The following is a 16,321-nucleotide window of genomic DNA, read 5'->3' as shown; positions in this document are numbered from 1 at the left end:
GCGTTTCGCCGCAAGACCCCGCCGGCATTGTCGCCGGATCGAGGCGAAATCAGCCTGCTTTCAAGGCGTTGCACCGTTCGTCACTGATGACCGGCGCCGGCTGCTGCATGTTTCCTTAAATCGGATGCGATTTAAGGAAACATGCAGCGATTCAAAGCGCTACAGCGACTTTTGCGCGTCTGATAAGACGCGCCGCGCTGTAGGTGGTTCATGTCAGTGGCGTCCAGCTTCCATCGCTGTTGCGGCAGGCCGTGCCGCGCGCGGTTGTCGGCTGACCCTTCACCATCACAGTGTGGCTGTATTGGCGGCAGTTCTGCGACCCGACCTGATAGGGGGCGGCCGCCACCACTGAGCCGCTGAGATTGCGCCCTTCCCAAGCGACCGGCTGGCCGCCCGGCGCCGCCTCGAGCGCGCGATACTCCGCCTCGAGAGCCCGTTGCCGATCCGATTTGCTGAGATCGATGCCGCCGAGGCGCGCAATGATGCCGCCCTGCAATGCCTCGATATAGGCCGCCGACGACACGCCGCGCGTCGAGCTCGCACCAAGACCGGCGATCGCAACGCCGCGCTGGCCAGTTGAGGTTGTGCCGCAGCCGGCAAGCACCACGGTCGAAGCCACCACCGCGACCCTTCCGCCTGATGCGAAGGCCCGCGCCATCTCTGCGTAATTCCTCATGATACGCGACTACTCAATCCTTATTGGCCGTCGTCGCTAGCGCCTTCGGGAGACCCCGTCAGCACCGCAACGCCTCTCGATTTCCTTTTTGCACCCTCCGCCCGTCGAGGCAACCGCCGCTAACCGGCGGCGGCATTTTCGGCTCCGGGTGTGACCGCCGGATCACGATGATCCCACTTCGCGGGGTTTTGCCGCCTCCGTGTCAGACAGCGGCCGGCAGGACCAGCTTGGCTCGCAGCCCACCCTCGTCGCGGCGGCTAAGTTCCACCGTGCCCTGATATTCCCCGACGATCTCACTTACGATCGAGAGCCCGAGCCCGGTGCCGGGCTTGCTCTCGTCGAGCCGCTTGCCACGTTTCATCGCCAGCGCAATCTGGTCGGGCTCGAGCCCTGGCCCATCGTCGTCGATCTGGAGCACGATCCATTGGCGGCCAGGCTCCTTGCCACGGGCGCCTTCCGGAGCCGGCTCGACATTGAGCCACACCTGGTCATGCGCGTAGCGCGCAGCATTTTCGAGCAGGTTGCCGACGGTCTCTTCGACATCCTGCTGCTCCATCGCGAGCACCAGCCCCGGCGGCTCGACCGACAGGCTGAACTGTTTTTCCGGATTGAGCCGCCGCATCACCCGGACGATCCTTTCGAGCGCCGGCTGAGCCTCGGTCCTCGCCAGCACCGATCCGCGCTGTGCCGCAATCCTGGCGCGGCTGAGATAGGACTGCACCTGCGTCTGCATGGCGTCCGCCTGCGCCCTGATCAGTTCGCCATGCGGCACTTCGAGGACGCGTGCCTCGTTGAGCAGCACCGCGATCGGCGTCTTCAGGGAATGGGCGAGATTGCCAACCTGCATGCGCGCGCGTTCGACGATGCGGCGATTGCTGTCGATCAGCGCATTCACCTCGTTGGCAAGCGGCTGTATCTCGCGCGGGAAAGCCCCATCCAGCCGCTCGCTCTCGCCGGCGCGGATCTTTTCGAGCGACCGGCGCACCTGATCGAGCGGCTTCAGGCCGAACAGGATGGTCAGTGCGTTCACGCCGAGCCCGCCGAGGCCGAAGATCGAAAGCGCGATCGTCAGATTGCGGGTGAAGCGATCGATGTCCGCCTCGAGCACGTCGCGATTGCCGGCGACGCGGAAGCGGGCGGCGTGACCCTGAATGTCGAGGACGACCTCGGTTTCGGCCACCTCGACCTCGTTCCCGAACGGGTCCTTGGTCGTATAGAAGCGCTCGTAGCGGATGTCGAACGGCACCTCCTCGACGCTGGTTATCGGCAGTTTCGAGGTACCGAGCGAGGTCGATATCAGCGGAGGCGTATCGAATTCGCCGATCGGCTCGACGATCCAGTACCAGCCGGTCTGCGGCTGGGAAAAACGCAGGTCCCCGAGTTGGGGACTGCCCGACAGGGCTCCCTTTTCGTCGACCGAGATCGAGTTGATAACGTTGTAGAGCTGCGCGCGCAGCAAATCCTGGAAGCCGCGTTCCGACCCTTGCCGGTAAAGGGCCGAGATGACCACCCCTATCACGACGAGAGCAACGACGGCCCAAACGGTCGAAACCGCCAGAACGCGTGCCGTGAGGGATCTAATGGCCATTGCCGGGTGCTTGCATCCGATATCCGAGGCCGCGCACCGTTTCGATCAGGTCGTTGCCGATCTTCTTGCGGAGCCGGCCGATGAAAACCTCAATCGTGTTGGAATCGCGATCGAAATCCTGATCATACATATGTTCGACCAGTTCCGTGCGCGAAACCACCTGCCCCATGTGGTGCATGAGATAGGAGAGCAGGCGGAATTCGTGCGAGGTGAGCTTCAGCGCTACGCCACCGACGGTTGCCTTGGAGCCCTTGGTATCGAGCCGCACCGGTCCGCAGACGATCTCCGAGCTTGCATGCCCCGCCGCGCGACGGATCAGCGCCCGGATACGGGCGAGCACCTCCTCGACATGGAAGGGCTTGGCCACATAGTCATCGGCACCGGCGTCGATGCCGGCCACCTTGTCGCTCCAGCGGTCGCGTGCCGTCAGGATCAAGACCGGCATGGTCTTGCCGTCGGCACGCCACTTCTCGAGCACGGTAATCCCGTCCATTTCGGGAAGGCCGATATCGAGCACCACCGCGTCGTAAGGCTCCGCATCGCCGAGGTAATGACCTTCCTCGCCGTCGAAGGCCTGATCGACGACGTAACCGGCTTCCTTCAACGCCTCGGCCAATTGCCTGTTCAGATTGGCGTCGTCCTCGACTATGAGAATGCGCATCTCTCGTTTACGTCCCTTCGCTGATGGGCCACATTGAGCGGCCTACATCGGCACCTTCACCGTCACCTTCTTCGGCCGCCCGCCATTGCCCGGGATTAGCACGGTTATAACGCACTGACCATCGCCCGTCGGCCGGGCGGAAAGCAACTCGCCGCCCGTTTCCGCCACGACCTGGGCGGCGGCAGCGCTGCAGTCACCAGCCGCACGGATGACAACCGGAGGCACGTTGAGGGCGGGCGGAGAGAAGCCCGCGAGGCCTGCGGCGAGCGCGGCTATGGTCAATGGTGAAGACATGAACGCACTTTCGACTTGGGAAGCACTATGGCAAAATCATTAACCGATACAGGCTGAATGGCAAATGAATGTCGGCCCGCACAACCGCGTGGGCCGAGGTGAATCGATTGTCCTCCATTTCGGCGAAAAGCGACCAGAGATTGCAGGCGGTGTGAAGGAGGGAGCTTCACGTGACTGGACGATGGATTCGCCCCCGCTGCAGCAAGCTCGAGGCCCAGTCGGCGGATCGTTCGACCTTAAAAGGACAATGCCCCAGTTTCAGCAACCTGCAAATTCGCGAATCCTTCGAGTCGCTTAGCCGCGCGTTTTCAAAGATCGAATCCGCTGCTTCAGAAATCGAATCGGGCGCTTGAGTGAGGAATGCGGTTCTGGCCGCAAGCAAAGATGCTTTGCTCTGCGATCGAGGTTGTATGCCGGACATGAGGCCTCCGACTGCTCCGATGTACGCTGTGGATGGCAGAAAATTAATCGATTAAAATATTCTTCAATCGTTTAAATGATTTAAACCACTGATTTACAAAGCCTTTGTGATGTGAAACGGTCCTGCACGTTCAACGTCTTGCTTAGGAGGACCGGATGCAGACACTCGCGAACAAGCCGCCCGTATCGCCGCAATCCAGGGTTCCGCAGTCGCTGCTCGATCGTTTCGAGAATGAGTGGCGCGAAATGCGCACGGCTGGCGAAGCTGCACAAAAGCCCGTTCCGCCTGCAGAATAACTCTCCGTTCACGAGCACCCGTCAGGGGCGCCCATCGCCACTGCATCTTTCCTTAAATCCTGCCGATTTAAGGATGAGAACATGCAGCAATTCAAAGTGCCACGACGACCTTTGCGTGTCTGACAGGACACGCGGCGCTGTAGAACGCAAGTCCTGCGGGCCGCGGCACCGGGGCGGCCGCAAGGCTTTTTGCCAATCGGCAATTCCGTGCTACTCTCTTCCGATGCTAAGCGAAGAGATCGAAAAGCTGGCGCTGAGCCTCCCCGGGACTCAGGAGAATGCCCATTTCGGAACGCGGGACTTCCGTGTGGGCAACCGCATCTTCATGACCCTACCCGAGGCCGGCCGGGCGGTGTTCAAGTTCACGCCCGACCAGCAGCGTATGTTACTCGAGATGGAGCCTGGCGCCTGTGCCGCCGTTCCCGGCGGCTGGGGCGCACGCGGCTGGACCTCTCTCTATTTTGTCGGCGTTGATGAGGAGTTGGTTCGCCAGTCCATGGAAACCGCCTGGCGCAACGTCGCCCCCAAGAGCCTCGTGAAGAAGAACGGCCGTCATTGACGGACCGTCCGCCCGCGAACGTTACTCCGCCGGCTCCCTGCCCACCTCCAGCGGCCAAGTCACCAGATAGTCCTCATAGTCTTCGATATCGATGCCGTCTTCGGCGACGGTGCGCCCGCGCACCGATATGCCCGCCGCATGCACGGTCTCCGGGTCGCCGGAGACGAGCGGATGCCACCAATAGAGGTCCCTGCCCTCGGCGAGGAGGCGGTAGCCGCAGGTCGGCGGCAGCCAAGTGATCTCGTGCACCACCTCCGGCGTCAGTTGAATGCAATCCGGCACCGTCGCCCGGCGATTGTCATAGTCCTTGCAGCGACAGCTTTTGCCGTCCAGCAGCGTGCAGCGGATCGAGGTCCAGGCGATCTCGCCCGTATCCCAATCCTCGAGCTTGTTGAGACAACAGAGCCCGCAGCCGTCGCAGATACTCTCCCACTCGGCCGTCGTCATCTCTTCGAGACTCTTCGTCTTCCAGAAAGGCATTTCGCCCATTACGTCACACTTTCGTCAGTTCCACGCCAACGTGGAAAATTCGCAGAAAATTGCCGGTTTTTTAAGGCCGATAGCGCGATATGCAAGTAGATTGGATTTTCGCGCCGTGCAAATATTGTCGTGGTGCAAGAAACCTTCTGGGACGTGAAAGCCGTGCAGGAACCGAAGAAAGAGGACAACCGGCCGAAGAGGCGACACATCTTTCTTCGGATCGATTCCTGGATCGATTCGACGGTATGGAACGCCGGGTTCCGGCTTGCCGAATGGTGGGAGGATACGACCATCTTCTTCCGCCGCTTTCGCGTGCGCGGCTGGAAGAGGGCGCTTTTCGAAGTGCTCGGCGAGGGCATGACCTGGGGCACCGCCGGCTCGGTGCTGATGCTCGCCTTGGCCTTGCCGGCCTTCGAGGAGACCAAGGGCAACTGGCGCGCACAGAGCGACTTCGCCGTCACCTTCCTTGACCGCTACGGCAATGAGATCGGCCACCGCGGTATCATCCACGAGGATTCGGTCCCTATCGACGAGCTGCCGGATCATCTCATCAAGGCAGTTCTTGCGACCGAGGATCGGCGGTTCTTCGACCATTGGGGCATAGACTTCCTCGGCCTCGCGCGCGCGATGACCGAGAACGCTCGTGCCGGCGGTGTGGTCCAAGGCGGCTCGACGCTGACGCAGCAGCTTGCGAAGAACTTGTTCCTCACCAACGAGCGGACGATCGAGCGCAAGATCAAGGAAGCCTTCCTCGCCGTCTGGCTCGAATCCAATCTCTCCAAGAAGGAAACCCTCCGCCTCTACCTCGACCGCGCCTATATGGGCGGCGGCACTTTCGGGGCGGCGGCCGCCGCGCAGTTCTACTTCGGCAAGGCGATCACGGATATCAATCTTGCCGAGTCCGCCATGCTCGCCGGTCTCTTCAAGGCCCCGGCGCGCTACGCTCCGCACGTCAACCTGCCGGCGGCGCGCGCCCGGGCCAACGAAGTGCTGACCAACATGGTCCAGGGCGGGCTGATGACCGAGGGCCAGGTGATCGCCGCCCGCCTCAACCCGGCGACCGTCATTGACCGCGCCCAGGTGAAGGCGCCGGACTTCTTCCTCGACTGGGCCTTCGAAGAGGTCCAGCGCATTGCTGCCCCCTTCGCCCAGCATTCGCTGATCGTACGCACGACGATCGACATGGGGCTGCAGCAGGCGGCTGAAGAAGCGGTCGAGTCGGGCCTCAGGCAATATGGCGAAAGCTACAAGGTGAAGCAGGGCGCCCTCGTCATGATCGAGAACGGCGGCGCCGTGCGCGCCATGGTCGGCGGCCGCGACTATGGCGAAAGCCAGTTCAACCGCGCCACCCGCGCGCTCCGCCAGCCGGGCTCGTCCTTCAAGGTCTACACCTATGCTGCCGCAATGGAAAAAGGCATGACGCCGGAGACGGTCGTCGTCGACGCGCCGATCACCTGGCGCGGCTGGTCGCCGCAGAACTATGGGCGCAGCTATTCGGGCCGGGTGACGCTGATGAACGCGCTCGCAAGATCGATCAACACGATTCCCGTCCGCCTCGCCAAGGACAAGCTCGGCACCGACGTCATCGCGCAAACGGCTAAACGGATGGGTGTCGAGACGCCAATCCGCACGGACAAGACCATGCCGCTCGGCACTTCGGAAGTCACCGTGCTCGATCAGGCGACGGCCTACGCGGTCTTCCCCGCGGGCGGTTTCCAGTCGCGACGCCACGGCATCAGCCAGATTCTCAACTACGACGGCGACATCCTGTACGACTTTTCTCGCGACGCGCCGCCGGCACAGCGGGTGTTGAGCGAGCAGGCCGTCGCCTCGATGAACCGCATCCTGACGCAGATCCCTGTTATCGGCACCGCGCGGCGGGCAGCCCTCGACAATGGCGTCATCACGGGCGGCAAGACGGGGACGACACAAGCCTATCGCGACGCCTGGTTCGTCGGCTTCACGGGCGACTACACGACGGCCGTCTGGTTCGGCAACGACGACTACACCTCCACCGACGAGATGACCGGCGGCTCCCTGCCTGCCATGACCTTCAAGCGGCTGATGGACTATGCCGAGCAAGGCATCGAACACCGCCCGATTCCCGGCATCGAAATCCCGCCTCCCGAGAAATCGAAAGAGCAGCCGGCAGTCGCGGCCAAGCCGGACGAGAACGCCCTGCCACCGCTCGTGCGTCCGCGATCGCTGTCCGCCGAGGTCACTCGGCTGTTGAAAAAGATCGAAGACACGTTCGAGAACGTCCCGCCGCTGAAGGCGCGCGAAAAGACCGGCGGCAAGGTGGCCGTGCTCGAAGCGCCGGACGAGGATACGGCGGCTCGCTTCAGGACAAACACGACAAACAATTGACTTCACAGCCGGAAATCCGTTCTCTGAGCCCCGAACCAAGTGACGCCGCCCGAGCGCCAGCAGGGTAAACGACACCTCATTCGATAGAGCCACCTCTTGTTCCGAGTTCCCCTCCTCGTCGCCCTTGCCCTCATTGTCGCGTTCGCCGGCGGGATTGCTTCGGCCCTATGGGCTCTGCAAGCGACCGTCGGCTTCGGGTCGATCGCGATCGGTCCGTGGGTTGCCTTCCCCGAGGCGCAGACCGTCACGGCCGACCCCTACGCCAAAGCGCACCGTGCCCGCGCCGGCGAATTGCTTTACGGCGGCGCCGAGGGGCTGATGTTCACGGCCGCAACGGACGACAGTGGCGCGCGCCTCTCGGCCGCCTGTTCCTACGACATCTCGGGCATCACGCCGCCGGCACGCTTCTGGACCCTTTACGCGACGACCTCCGATGGGGCCACGCTGCGGCCGGGACCGGAGGTGCCATCGGCGATCAATTCCTGGACGGTGCTTCGTGGCTCGGACAGTCGCTTCGTCATTCACGCCTCCCCTGCCGCCCAGCCCGGCAACTGGCTCGCCATCCGTCACAGGGGCAACTTCCAGCTCGTACTAACGTTGCTCGACACGCCGACGGCCGGCTCTTCCGGGCTGATCGACCTTGCCATGCCGAATATCGTCAAGACCGGGTGCGGAGATGCGTAGCGTCCTATTCGCCATTCTCGTCGGCTTGGCCGGCGCCGCGCTTCTGCACATCGTCATCGTGCTCGCACTGCCGCAGTTTACGGGCCGGGACGCCTATACACGGGTGCTCGGCCTGCTGGAAATGGACAGCTTCTTCCTCTTGACTACGGAACCGGGCGCGACGGGGCTCGACAACAAGGATCCCTTTCTGCGCACCGCCGCCTGCAGCTTCTCGCTGGCGGAAGCGCCGGTCCGACTCGTTGCCCGCGGCGCCGTGCCGTTCTGGTCGCTTTCGATCTTCGACAGCGGCTCGAACGAAGTCTTCAGCATGAACGATCAGACGGCCGTGAACGGCAATCTCGATCTCGTCGTCGCCACGCCGATCCAGCTCGTCGAGCTGCGCAAATCGCCGCCAGAGGCGCTGGCACAATCAATCATGATTGAAATGAAGGACGAGGAAGGCTATGCGGTTCTTCGCGCACTGGCGCCCCTCGACAGCTTCGACGCACAGGTCCGCAACTTTCTCGCCGATTCGCGATGCGAGCCTTTTCAGAGATGATGGCTGGGAAGGAGGGATTTGTTGGGCATCGGTAACGCCGGTACAGCCCGGCAGGTGCAGCCAAGCTCCGGCCGCGCAGTGGTTACTGCTTCTTGACCTGCCTACCCGTCGGAGCGGTGGGCTGTGGCCCGCGGCCATCGAGGCGTTCGTAACGAATACCGGTGAAGAACAACACTTTAGCGCCGCCCGTCGTGACGGGACGCCTTCGCGGTCGTTTGGGCTTGCGGTCCTGCATTCTGATTACGTCTGCCATGCTCGTCTCCATATTTCCATGAGACGGATGAACTACCGTACAGATTTCACCCTGCCCGCTTGCGGGCTGACGCATTCCCGGGACATCGTCCGGACAGACGCGCCTTTCTCACTCACTCCTTCTTCCGGATTCCCGGATGTCGTTCGTTTCGGTCACGAGATGCGAAGCCGATAATAGCCTGCTCGCCCCGATTGAGCCACAGCCTGGTTAACCCTTTCTTAATCCGGACCGCGGCGCATTAACCTCCTGCAAATCCAAGTTGCGCGAGCGCGCGCCTCGTGCGCTTCACTCCCGTATCATGGTGATTTTGGTCGGATCGATCCGTTCTAGCGTCTCGCAAGCAACCCGAAGAGGAAAGACACTCCGGCGACCGTCAGCAGTGTCGAGATCGGATCTTCGCGAACGCGCTCTCGCACGCGCTCGGTCATCAGTTCCGCCTCCCCCTGCACGACCGCCTTGGCACCGGTGCCGATGGCCGTGACCGTTTCCGTCAGTCGGCTGATCTCGGCTCTGAGATCGGCAATCTGCATCTCCAGTTCGGCTTGGGTCGGTGGTGGCCGTTTTTCGGTCTCCGCTTCGACGTCAACCGTCGCCAATTTCTTTTCTACCATGTTTTCGCTCCCTCCGTTGCGCGGTTTCAACGCATCGAAATCGGATTTGGTTCCGGTGAGAACGACGCAATCGTCGAGGAAAAGGAGCGGCGCGCCACCCGCATCAAGTCACGATGCGTCTGGGTTGCACCAGAGCAGAAGTCGGTTGTTTTCTTCCGAATAGTCAAGGCGGAACCGTTGGCGGAAAACCGCCCGCGTTTTCGCCTCCCGCTCTATTCGTCCTCACACCGGAAATCGCCAAGGGCACATTCGGTGTCATTTCTCGGGGCGTAACGGCGCTCGCCGCGCGGCTCGTCCCATTCGCTGAGATCGTCTTCGTCGACGCGTCGCCGCCACTGATCATCGTCGCGCCGATGCTCCCACTCGCGCCGCTCTCGCTCGCGGGCGCGCTCCCACTCGCTCCGTTCACGCCGGCGTTCCCAGTCGCGGTCACGGCGCTCCTCGATCCAATCGGTGTCGCCGCGCCAGCGGTCGCGATGACGATAGAAGTCGCGTCCGCGGTAGTAACGATCCCAATAACGATCGAACTCGAAAACGACCGTCGGTATGCCGAGCGGGCGATAATATTCCGGTTCCACATAGACGCGGTTGCTGCGATAGACGGCCTGCACGTACCGTCCGGCGACCCAGCCGCGACCACCGTAAAAGGATACATCACACCAGGGGCGGTCGGCGAGGCAGCCTTGGATTTCCACCGATTCTCCGGCGGGGATGACGGTCACGGCCGGGTAGCCGGTGCTTGGGCCCGATCGCATATTGACGTTGGCAGTCGCGAAGCCTTCAGCAGCCGAGGCAAGCGCGGGCATCGCAAGGAGGGCGCCTACCGCCGCCAGCCGCAACAACATTTTCTTCACAGATCAAATCTCCCATGGGAAGGCCGCACCGGCCTCTTCTTCGGCGAAAGCGAGTCGTCCTTCACCATCAGCGGGATCAATTGGAAGCGCTTGTGGACTTTTTATGGCTGAGCGGGCGTCCTCACGTCGCCCTTCTTGCCCGTCATGAGAATGACGCAAGCCTGAATAAAGCCCCAACGTCCATAGTTAATGCTACGCTAACGTTTTCAATCTACTTTTAAGGACGTGTGCCGTTCCGAGCCATCGGCAATGGCGTCATGCTTTTCGCACTAGGACATGTCGTGACGAACCGGTTTCGTGAGTTGGAACGGCCGCAGACGGGCCGGTTGAAGGACGTCGTGCTGATGGCGACCGTCACCGGCTTCGAGAGCCTTCGCATCCCGAGCAAGTCCGACATGAAGCAGTTCGCCGAACTGTTCGAGCCGCTCTTCCTCGGCTCCAGCAACGAAGCCCGTCGCCAGGCGGCGGCGGCTCTTTCGCAATGCCCCCAAGTGCCGGAAGCTGTGGCCCTTCTAATAGGCAGCATGCCGATCTCTATCGCGGCGATCTTCCTCACCCGCTCGAAGGCGATCTCCGATCGCGTGCTCGTTTCCATCATACGCCAGCAGGGGCCGGCACATGCCGGCGCGATTGCGCGCAGGGAGGATCTCTCCCCCTCGATCGTAGACGCCTTGGTCGAACATCACCAGTCCGCGCCTTCCGCCAATCGCCCAAACGATGAAATCGATCGATCCGCGGCGCCGATGCCGGCCCCGGCAACTGCGGCGGCCGGCGAAGAAAAGCTGCGCGAAGAAATCAAAGCAATGGCACGCGCCGGAACGAGGGTACGCAACGACGCTGCGCAGGTTCAGCCCATCAACGAGCTTCATTGCGCGCTCCTCATGCGATTTGCGCGCAGCGGCGAAACGGCTCTGTTCGCCGCTGCCTTGGCCGACGCCCTCGGGGCAAGCCGCGGGCTCGCCGAGCGCATCCTGCTCGACGTCTCCGGCCAGCAGCTCGCCGCTACGCTTTCCGCGCTCGCCTTCCCGGCCGACGAGATGGCCCGCCTACTCGTGGCCCTCTACCCGCATCTTTCCGAAAGGCTCGGCGGCGGCAGCCGCGTCGAGAACCTGATCAGAGACATCGATCAACGCGCGAGCATCGAACGCGTGGAGGCCTGGCTTCGCGCTGATCGCAAGGGAGCGAGACCGCCCCGCCACGAGGGCCAGTTCGCGGAAAATCGAACCTCCGACCCACGCCGGCAGGAGACCCGCTCGGCGGCGGGTCACGGCAATATGGCCCAACCGCAGCGGGGTGTTGGCCGGCGTTAGAAGCAGATGCCGACAGGCACGGCTCCGTGCCGCGGGGTCAGCGGCGAGGATCGGCGGTATCGTCCACAAGATTGAGCAGTCCGGTGCAATCATCGAGTTCGATCTCGATGATCCAGCAATCCGGATCGAAGCGGATTTCCGACGAAAGTGCGCGGTCGATAATTTCCGCCTCCACGTCCCGCAGCCGGACCTCGAACTTGCGGGTGGTGTCGCCTTCCTCCTCGAAGAAGTTCTGCGGCGCCGGCGCATAAAGCGTCTCGGTTCCAACCCGCGTGCGCTGGCGGATGAAGATCGCGCCGGCCTCTTCCGCCCCCTTCCGCAATACGGCCGCGTAGCCGCCACGTGCAAAGGCATGGCGCAAGAGGGAGGAGACGAAGATGTGGGATTTGAGCCGCATTCGAGGCTGATACACGCCGGACCGGCGAGATGCAAACGAGAGCGAGAAAACGATGCACGCTTCCCGATGGTTCAGAGTGCTCCGATTTCCTTGAGCTTCTTGAGAACCTTGGCATTTGGCTTGCCGGTCTGTGGAAGCCGGTAGTGCTTCTCGAAATGGCGGATGGCAGCACGCGTCTGGTCGCCTGCGACGCCGTCCACGATGACATCCGCATAGGCGAGATTGCTCAGCCCCTTCTGAATGTTCATGACCATCTCGCTCGAAACCGGAACTTCCGCGGGCGGAGCGAGCGTGTTGTCCTTCTCGGCACTGCGGATCGCCGCCGCGACGGGGTCAGCAGCGGCCGGTGCGGTGTTCGGGTCGGAATAGGGGCGACTGTCGGGCGTGGCAACCGGCGGTGGGCCGCTCGCAGCGCGCAGCGCTTGCAGCAGAACGGTGCTCGGCGCCCCCGTCTCCATGAGGCCGGCCTGTTTCTCGAAGCGAAGGATTGCGGCCACGGTTCTCGGACCGCTACGGCCGTCGGGGGCTCCGTCATAGAGGCCGAGCCTCGCCAGCTCCCGTTGGATATTCGCGACCAATGCCGAATTCGCCGCGGCAGGCGTCTCGGATACAGCCTCCGTCGATGACGGGGCCAGCGGTTCGGGTGCCGGCTTCTCGGCAGTAGCGATCGCGTCCTCGACGGTCTCCGTCTTCGCCTCGCCTTCACGCTCTATGACGAAGGTCGTCACGTTGCGCGGTTCGACCGCCTCGCCGTTGGCGGCAGCCAGCCGCGCGGCGACTTCGGGGCTCACGAGGGGGACGCGTGTTCGCAGAAGTGGCGAGGGATGGGTGCCGTTCTGGTACCACATGGCATTTGCGGCGACGAAACTGAAAACAACGGCGAAGACGGCCGAGCCGCCTGCACTGATTGGATGGCGAGAGATCAAGCGGCCGACGAGCACCAGGCCGCGACCGGCGAGAGCCAGGCCGCGCAGAGCAACGCCGGTGCCGTGGCGCGTCGGCCTCTTCCGCTCAGGCTGTTTTCGCTTGCGCGGAGCCATGTGCCCTTTCCTTGCCTGTTCCTTCACCTTGGGGTGCCGTGACCGGCACCGGCTTCCCCTGGTCGCTCTTTCTTTCGTCGCGTCCCTTCAGCCGCGGCGGAAACTCCACCGTGACAGCGCCCGCATGCCTCGCATCGGCGATGTCGGAACCCTCGCGCGGAATCGAGACCACGACTACGGTTCCCTCCCCTTCGGAGCTCCGGATCGAGACATTTCCGCCGTGCAGTTCCGCCAGTCCCTTGACCAGCGACAGGCCTAGCCCGGTGCCTTCATAGCGGCGCGTATAGTCATTCTGAATCTGGACGAAAGGTTGGCCGAGCATCTGCAGCTTGTCCTCGGCGATGCCGATTCCCGTATCGCTGACGGTGACCTTCAGCATGGCGCCGTCGAGTTCGGCATCGACGGTGACAAGCCCGCCAGGATCCGTGAACTTGATGGCATTGCCGACAAGGTTGATCAGTATCTGCTGGAAGGCGCGCTGATCGGCATTTATTTCGCCTACCGAGCGCATGACGCGGCTTGCCAGTCTCACGCCTTTTTCGCGCGCCTGGTGCGACAGCATGGCCTCGCAGGCGGCAATCGCCTCGGCCACACGGAAAGGTTCGCGGAGAAGTTCGTAACGGCCGGCTTCGATCTTGCTCACGTCGAGCATCGTGTTGACGACGGAAAGAAGATGCGTACCCGAGCGGTGGATCAACGACACGTATTCGCGCTGGCGATCGTTCTCCAGCTTGCCGAAATATTCCGCCGCGAGAACATCGGAAAAGCCGAGAATGGCATTGAGCGGCGTGCGGAGCTCGTGGCTGACGGCGGCAAGGAAGCGGGTCTTGGCGTCATTTGCCGACTCGGCATGCTGAGCCTTCGCCGCCGCCTCCGCTCTCAGGCGCGCCTCTTCGGAGATGTCGCGGGACTGGGCAACGATCGCAAGCAGCCGCCCTTCGGCGTCCCGCAGCGGTGTCATCTCGCAGCGCATATAAGCGAATTGAGGCCCTTCGGCGGGTACCGAGGCCCGTTCGAGCCGGAAATCGACGGCAGCCCGATCGCTGTCCTGGCGCAGCGAATCGAGCGCGCTCAGGAAGGCGATGCGATCCGACACGTGAATCTGTTCTATGAATCCGCGTCCATGGGGATCGCGTATCAGTTTCAGATGCTCCCCCGCATCGCGACCATGGACGGACAGGACGTGCCCGCGGGCGTCATGGACGGTCACGACGCCGGCAAAAAGGTCATAAGCGGCGGAGAGGTCCGGCAATTCCGCGCACACCGCCGAGTCCTGCTCGACCGAGGATGATGTCCGGCCGGCGGCAATCGCCGCGGCTGCTGCCAACAGGGAAGCGGAGGCCCACAGTGCGGTTCCCGCAGGCAACGCCGCCGACACCGGCAATGCCGCCGTCAGAGCCAAGGGCACGATCGGCAAGGCGGTCAACGAAATGGCCGCGACGGCACGCAGGCGCCTGAAATCTCGGCGCGGGACTGCAGCATAGGCGGGGCCGCGCGGCATCCAAGGTGCGGCAGTTTCATCCACGCGGGATGCCCATTTGCCAGCCATGTTACGCAATACACTCACGCTTGCCCTGCCGCCTTGTTGTTTTTGCGAGGCCGTTCTGGGCCCCGCGCAACGGCGCGGGCGGATCGCCTCGTGATGATCCGAATCTCGCATTCCCGACTTAATGAAAGAATAAGCGGGCGGCCCCGGAAGGCACGTCCGACAGTCGAAAAATCCCGTTTTGAGGCAGTTTGGACGAGCTTTGTCTGTTGTGGTTAACGCCGCGTAAGCGGCGGATTTTCGTGGATTTTTCGCTTCGTGTTAATGATTTGGGCAAGCGGCGGCGACATCGGTGCCGACAACTCAGGGCCTGATCTCGACAATCATGCCACGAACCTTAACGGCGGTCGCTAAAATGCGAAGAAAACCGACCACGTGAAAAAGCCGAGATCATGCTTTCCATTAGAATTTGAAGCAAATCCCGTTGTTTTTGGAAAAACGGCCTTGTGATTCCCGCTCTACAGTCGCCGGCAAGACATGGGCGGGCGGTATCAACCGAAGTATCGACGCTCTGCAGCTGCGGCGCATGAAAGAGCGGAAACAGCCGCGGCGAAACAGAGGATGGCAGAAGATGTGGTTTCTCGTAAAGGCGACATTCTGGTTTTCGCTGGTGCTCGTGCTGCTGCCGTTTCTCGATCCTTCGAGCAACGCCAAGCTCGAGCACGGCCCGAAGGTGGAGATCGGCGACACCTTCTCCGCCGCCAACGAGGCGTTCCAGTATATAAGCGCGATGTGCATTCAAAAGCCGGACGTCTGTGAAAAGGGGGCGGAGACCTTCGTTGCCCTCGGCCATCGTGCCCGCGAGGGTGCCCGCATCGCCTATGAATTCCTCGACACGCGGTTCGCCGAAACCGATACGGGCTCGCCGGATGCCAAGATCACTACTGGTACGGTCACGCCGGGAGCGAACGTCCCCGCCGAGGAAACGGCGAGCGGAGTCGTGCCGACCTTCAAGCGCACGCCGGTCCCGGAAAGGCGCCTCGATCCCACGGCCGCGATGGCGAAATAGACTTGCTTCCAGTCCCAACTGCCTGACTATAGCCGCTTGCGGCCGCCGCGGGGGGCACGTTCCTCCGCGGCGTCTTCTTTTTGTCTGGCATAGCGGGCGGGAATCCCAGCGGTTTGCCTCGAAAACGCGATTGACTGTTCTCTTTGTGGCCCGCATCCCCTATATGAGGAATGAAAGCATCCCGTTTTGCGACCGGCCTGGCGTGGGATCGCAAAGGGTATGTCCTGCGAACGACGATTGTTCGCGGCGCCGACAGTCGGACCAGTTATGATTTCACTTGACCAGATCATCGATGACTTCGCCTTCCTCGACGAATGGGAGGACCGCTACCGCTACGTCATCGAGTTAGGCAAGAGCTTACCGGAAATGCCCGAAGCCTCGCGAACGAGCGAGAACAAGGTTCAGGGTTGCGCGAGCCAGGTCTGGCTCGTGACCCATACCGCTGGCGACCCGGAAGACCCGACCCTGACCTTCGAGGGCGAATCGGACGCTCATATCGTTCGTGGCCTCGTGGCGATCGCCCTTGCCATCTTCTCAGGCAAACGTGCATCCGAGATTGCCAGAATCGACGCTCTCGACATCTTCGGTAAGATCGGCCTGATCGAGCATCTGTCGTCGCAGCGCGCCAACGGTCTGAGATCAATGATCCGGCGAATCAAGAGCGAGGCCGAGGTCCGCCTGCCGGCCTGATTTCCGCGTAAACCGGGCCGGGATGAAGCGATCGTCCCGTCTAGCGC

At 62.5% G+C, this 16,321-nt stretch carries 18 protein-coding genes; 8 read left to right on the top strand and 10 right to left on the bottom strand.

Going from position 1 to position 16,321, the window contains the following annotated elements:
* Positions 1-208: 208 nt before the first annotated feature.
* The 4 genes from M728_RS03690 to feuN form a co-directional block, all read right to left on the bottom strand.
* On the bottom strand, positions 209-676 hold the full coding sequence (locus tag M728_RS03690; protein WP_245269650.1) for a hypothetical protein: 468 nt from the start codon (positions 674-676) through the stop codon (positions 209-211).
* A gap of 202 nt (positions 677-878) precedes the next feature.
* Positions 879-2,264 carry a two-component system sensor histidine kinase FeuQ gene (gene feuQ / locus M728_RS03685; RefSeq protein ID WP_026618654.1) on the bottom strand — a complete coding sequence of 462 codons (1,386 nt, stop codon included), beginning with the start codon at positions 2,262-2,264 and terminating at the stop codon, positions 879-881.
* On the bottom strand, positions 2,254-2,925 hold the full coding sequence (gene feuP / locus M728_RS03680) for a two-component system response regulator FeuP (protein WP_026612750.1): 672 nt from the start codon (positions 2,923-2,925) through the stop codon (positions 2,254-2,256). Before feuP ends, feuQ begins: the two co-directional genes overlap by 11 nt.
* A gap of 42 nt (positions 2,926-2,967) precedes the next feature.
* Positions 2,968-3,219: a two-component system FeuPQ modulator FeuN gene (gene feuN, locus M728_RS03675; protein ID WP_026612751.1), complete on the bottom strand. Its 252-nt coding sequence runs from the start codon at positions 3,217-3,219 to the stop codon at positions 2,968-2,970.
* 576 nt (positions 3,220-3,795) lie between these two features.
* On the opposite strand from feuN, the gene M728_RS03670 reads away from it, so the two are divergent.
* On the top strand, positions 3,796-3,936 hold the full coding sequence (locus M728_RS03670; RefSeq protein WP_167549646.1) for a hypothetical protein: 141 nt from the start codon (positions 3,796-3,798) through the stop codon (positions 3,934-3,936).
* 223 nt (positions 3,937-4,159) lie between these two features.
* Entirely contained in the window at positions 4,160-4,495 is a 336-nt protein-coding gene (locus M728_RS03665) for an MmcQ/YjbR family DNA-binding protein (protein WP_026612752.1), read from the top strand.
* Positions 4,496-4,516: 21 nt separating this feature from the next.
* Here M728_RS03665 and M728_RS03660 read toward each other — a convergent pair whose 3' ends face one another.
* Positions 4,517-4,984, bottom strand: a complete 468-nt coding sequence (locus M728_RS03660) for a YcgN family cysteine cluster protein (RefSeq protein ID WP_026618653.1) — start codon at positions 4,982-4,984, stop codon at positions 4,517-4,519.
* A 144-nt stretch (positions 4,985-5,128) separates the two neighbouring features.
* On the opposite strand from M728_RS03660, the gene M728_RS03655 reads away from it, so the two are divergent.
* The 3 genes from M728_RS03655 to M728_RS03645 all read left to right on the top strand — a co-directional run bounded on the left by M728_RS03655 (position 5,129) and on the right by M728_RS03645 (position 8,564).
* Positions 5,129-7,342: a transglycosylase domain-containing protein gene (locus tag M728_RS03655; RefSeq protein WP_370906470.1), complete on the top strand. Its 2,214-nt coding sequence runs from the start codon at positions 5,129-5,131 to the stop codon at positions 7,340-7,342.
* Positions 7,343-7,438: 96 nt separating this feature from the next.
* Positions 7,439-8,026: a DUF1214 domain-containing protein gene (locus M728_RS03650; RefSeq protein ID WP_026618651.1), complete on the top strand. Its 588-nt coding sequence runs from the start codon at positions 7,439-7,441 to the stop codon at positions 8,024-8,026.
* Entirely contained in the window at positions 8,019-8,564 is a 546-nt protein-coding gene (locus M728_RS03645) for a membrane protein (RefSeq protein WP_026618650.1), read from the top strand. The genes M728_RS03650 and M728_RS03645 overlap by 8 nt, the downstream gene beginning before the upstream one ends.
* A gap of 579 nt (positions 8,565-9,143) precedes the next feature.
* On the opposite strand, the gene M728_RS03640 is transcribed toward M728_RS03645, so the two are convergent.
* Together M728_RS03640 and M728_RS03635 are read right to left on the bottom strand one after the other, a co-directional pair.
* The gene (locus M728_RS03640) at positions 9,144-9,428 is read right to left on the bottom strand and encodes a hypothetical protein (protein WP_026612757.1); all 285 of its coding nucleotides are present in this window, start codon (positions 9,426-9,428) and stop codon (positions 9,144-9,146) included.
* Positions 9,429-9,640: 212 nt separating this feature from the next.
* Positions 9,641-10,273, bottom strand: a complete 633-nt coding sequence (locus M728_RS03635; RefSeq protein ID WP_156943314.1) for an SH3 domain-containing protein — start codon at positions 10,271-10,273, stop codon at positions 9,641-9,643.
* Positions 10,274-10,539: 266 nt separating this feature from the next.
* On the opposite strand from M728_RS03635, the gene M728_RS03630 reads away from it, so the two are divergent.
* Entirely contained in the window at positions 10,540-11,592 is a 1,053-nt protein-coding gene (locus M728_RS03630) for a DUF2336 domain-containing protein (protein WP_026618648.1), read from the top strand.
* Positions 11,593-11,629: 37 nt separating this feature from the next.
* Here the strand turns inward: M728_RS03630 and M728_RS03625 are convergent, their stop codons facing one another.
* The 3 genes from M728_RS03625 to M728_RS03615 all read right to left on the bottom strand — a co-directional run bounded on the left by M728_RS03625 (position 11,630) and on the right by M728_RS03615 (position 14,578).
* A complete protein-coding gene (locus M728_RS03625) occupies positions 11,630-11,989 on the bottom strand; it encodes a DUF1491 family protein (RefSeq protein WP_026618647.1) in 360 nt (119 codons plus the stop codon).
* A gap of 71 nt (positions 11,990-12,060) precedes the next feature.
* Entirely contained in the window at positions 12,061-13,029 is a 969-nt protein-coding gene (locus M728_RS03620; RefSeq protein WP_026618646.1) for a peptidoglycan-binding protein, read from the bottom strand.
* The gene (locus tag M728_RS03615) at positions 13,001-14,578 is read right to left on the bottom strand and encodes a HAMP domain-containing sensor histidine kinase (RefSeq protein ID WP_034882877.1); all 1,578 of its coding nucleotides are present in this window, start codon (positions 14,576-14,578) and stop codon (positions 13,001-13,003) included. Before M728_RS03615 ends, M728_RS03620 begins: the two co-directional genes overlap by 29 nt.
* Before the next feature lie 568 nt (positions 14,579-15,146).
* Between M728_RS03615 and M728_RS03610 the strand changes: the two genes are divergently transcribed.
* On the top strand, positions 15,147-15,584 hold the full coding sequence (locus tag M728_RS03610; protein WP_026618644.1) for a DUF5330 domain-containing protein: 438 nt from the start codon (positions 15,147-15,149) through the stop codon (positions 15,582-15,584).
* A gap of 267 nt (positions 15,585-15,851) precedes the next feature.
* Positions 15,852-16,274, top strand: coding sequence for a SufE family protein (locus M728_RS03605; protein ID WP_026618643.1), 423 nt, complete (start codon positions 15,852-15,854; stop codon positions 16,272-16,274).
* The last annotated feature ends 47 nt before the right edge of the window (positions 16,275-16,321 follow it).

The organism is Ensifer sp. WSM1721 (assembly GCF_000513895.2).
In the GTDB taxonomy this organism is placed as follows: Bacteria; Pseudomonadota; Alphaproteobacteria; order Rhizobiales; family Rhizobiaceae; genus Sinorhizobium.
This window is presented reverse-complemented; position numbering and strand designations above follow the sequence as displayed.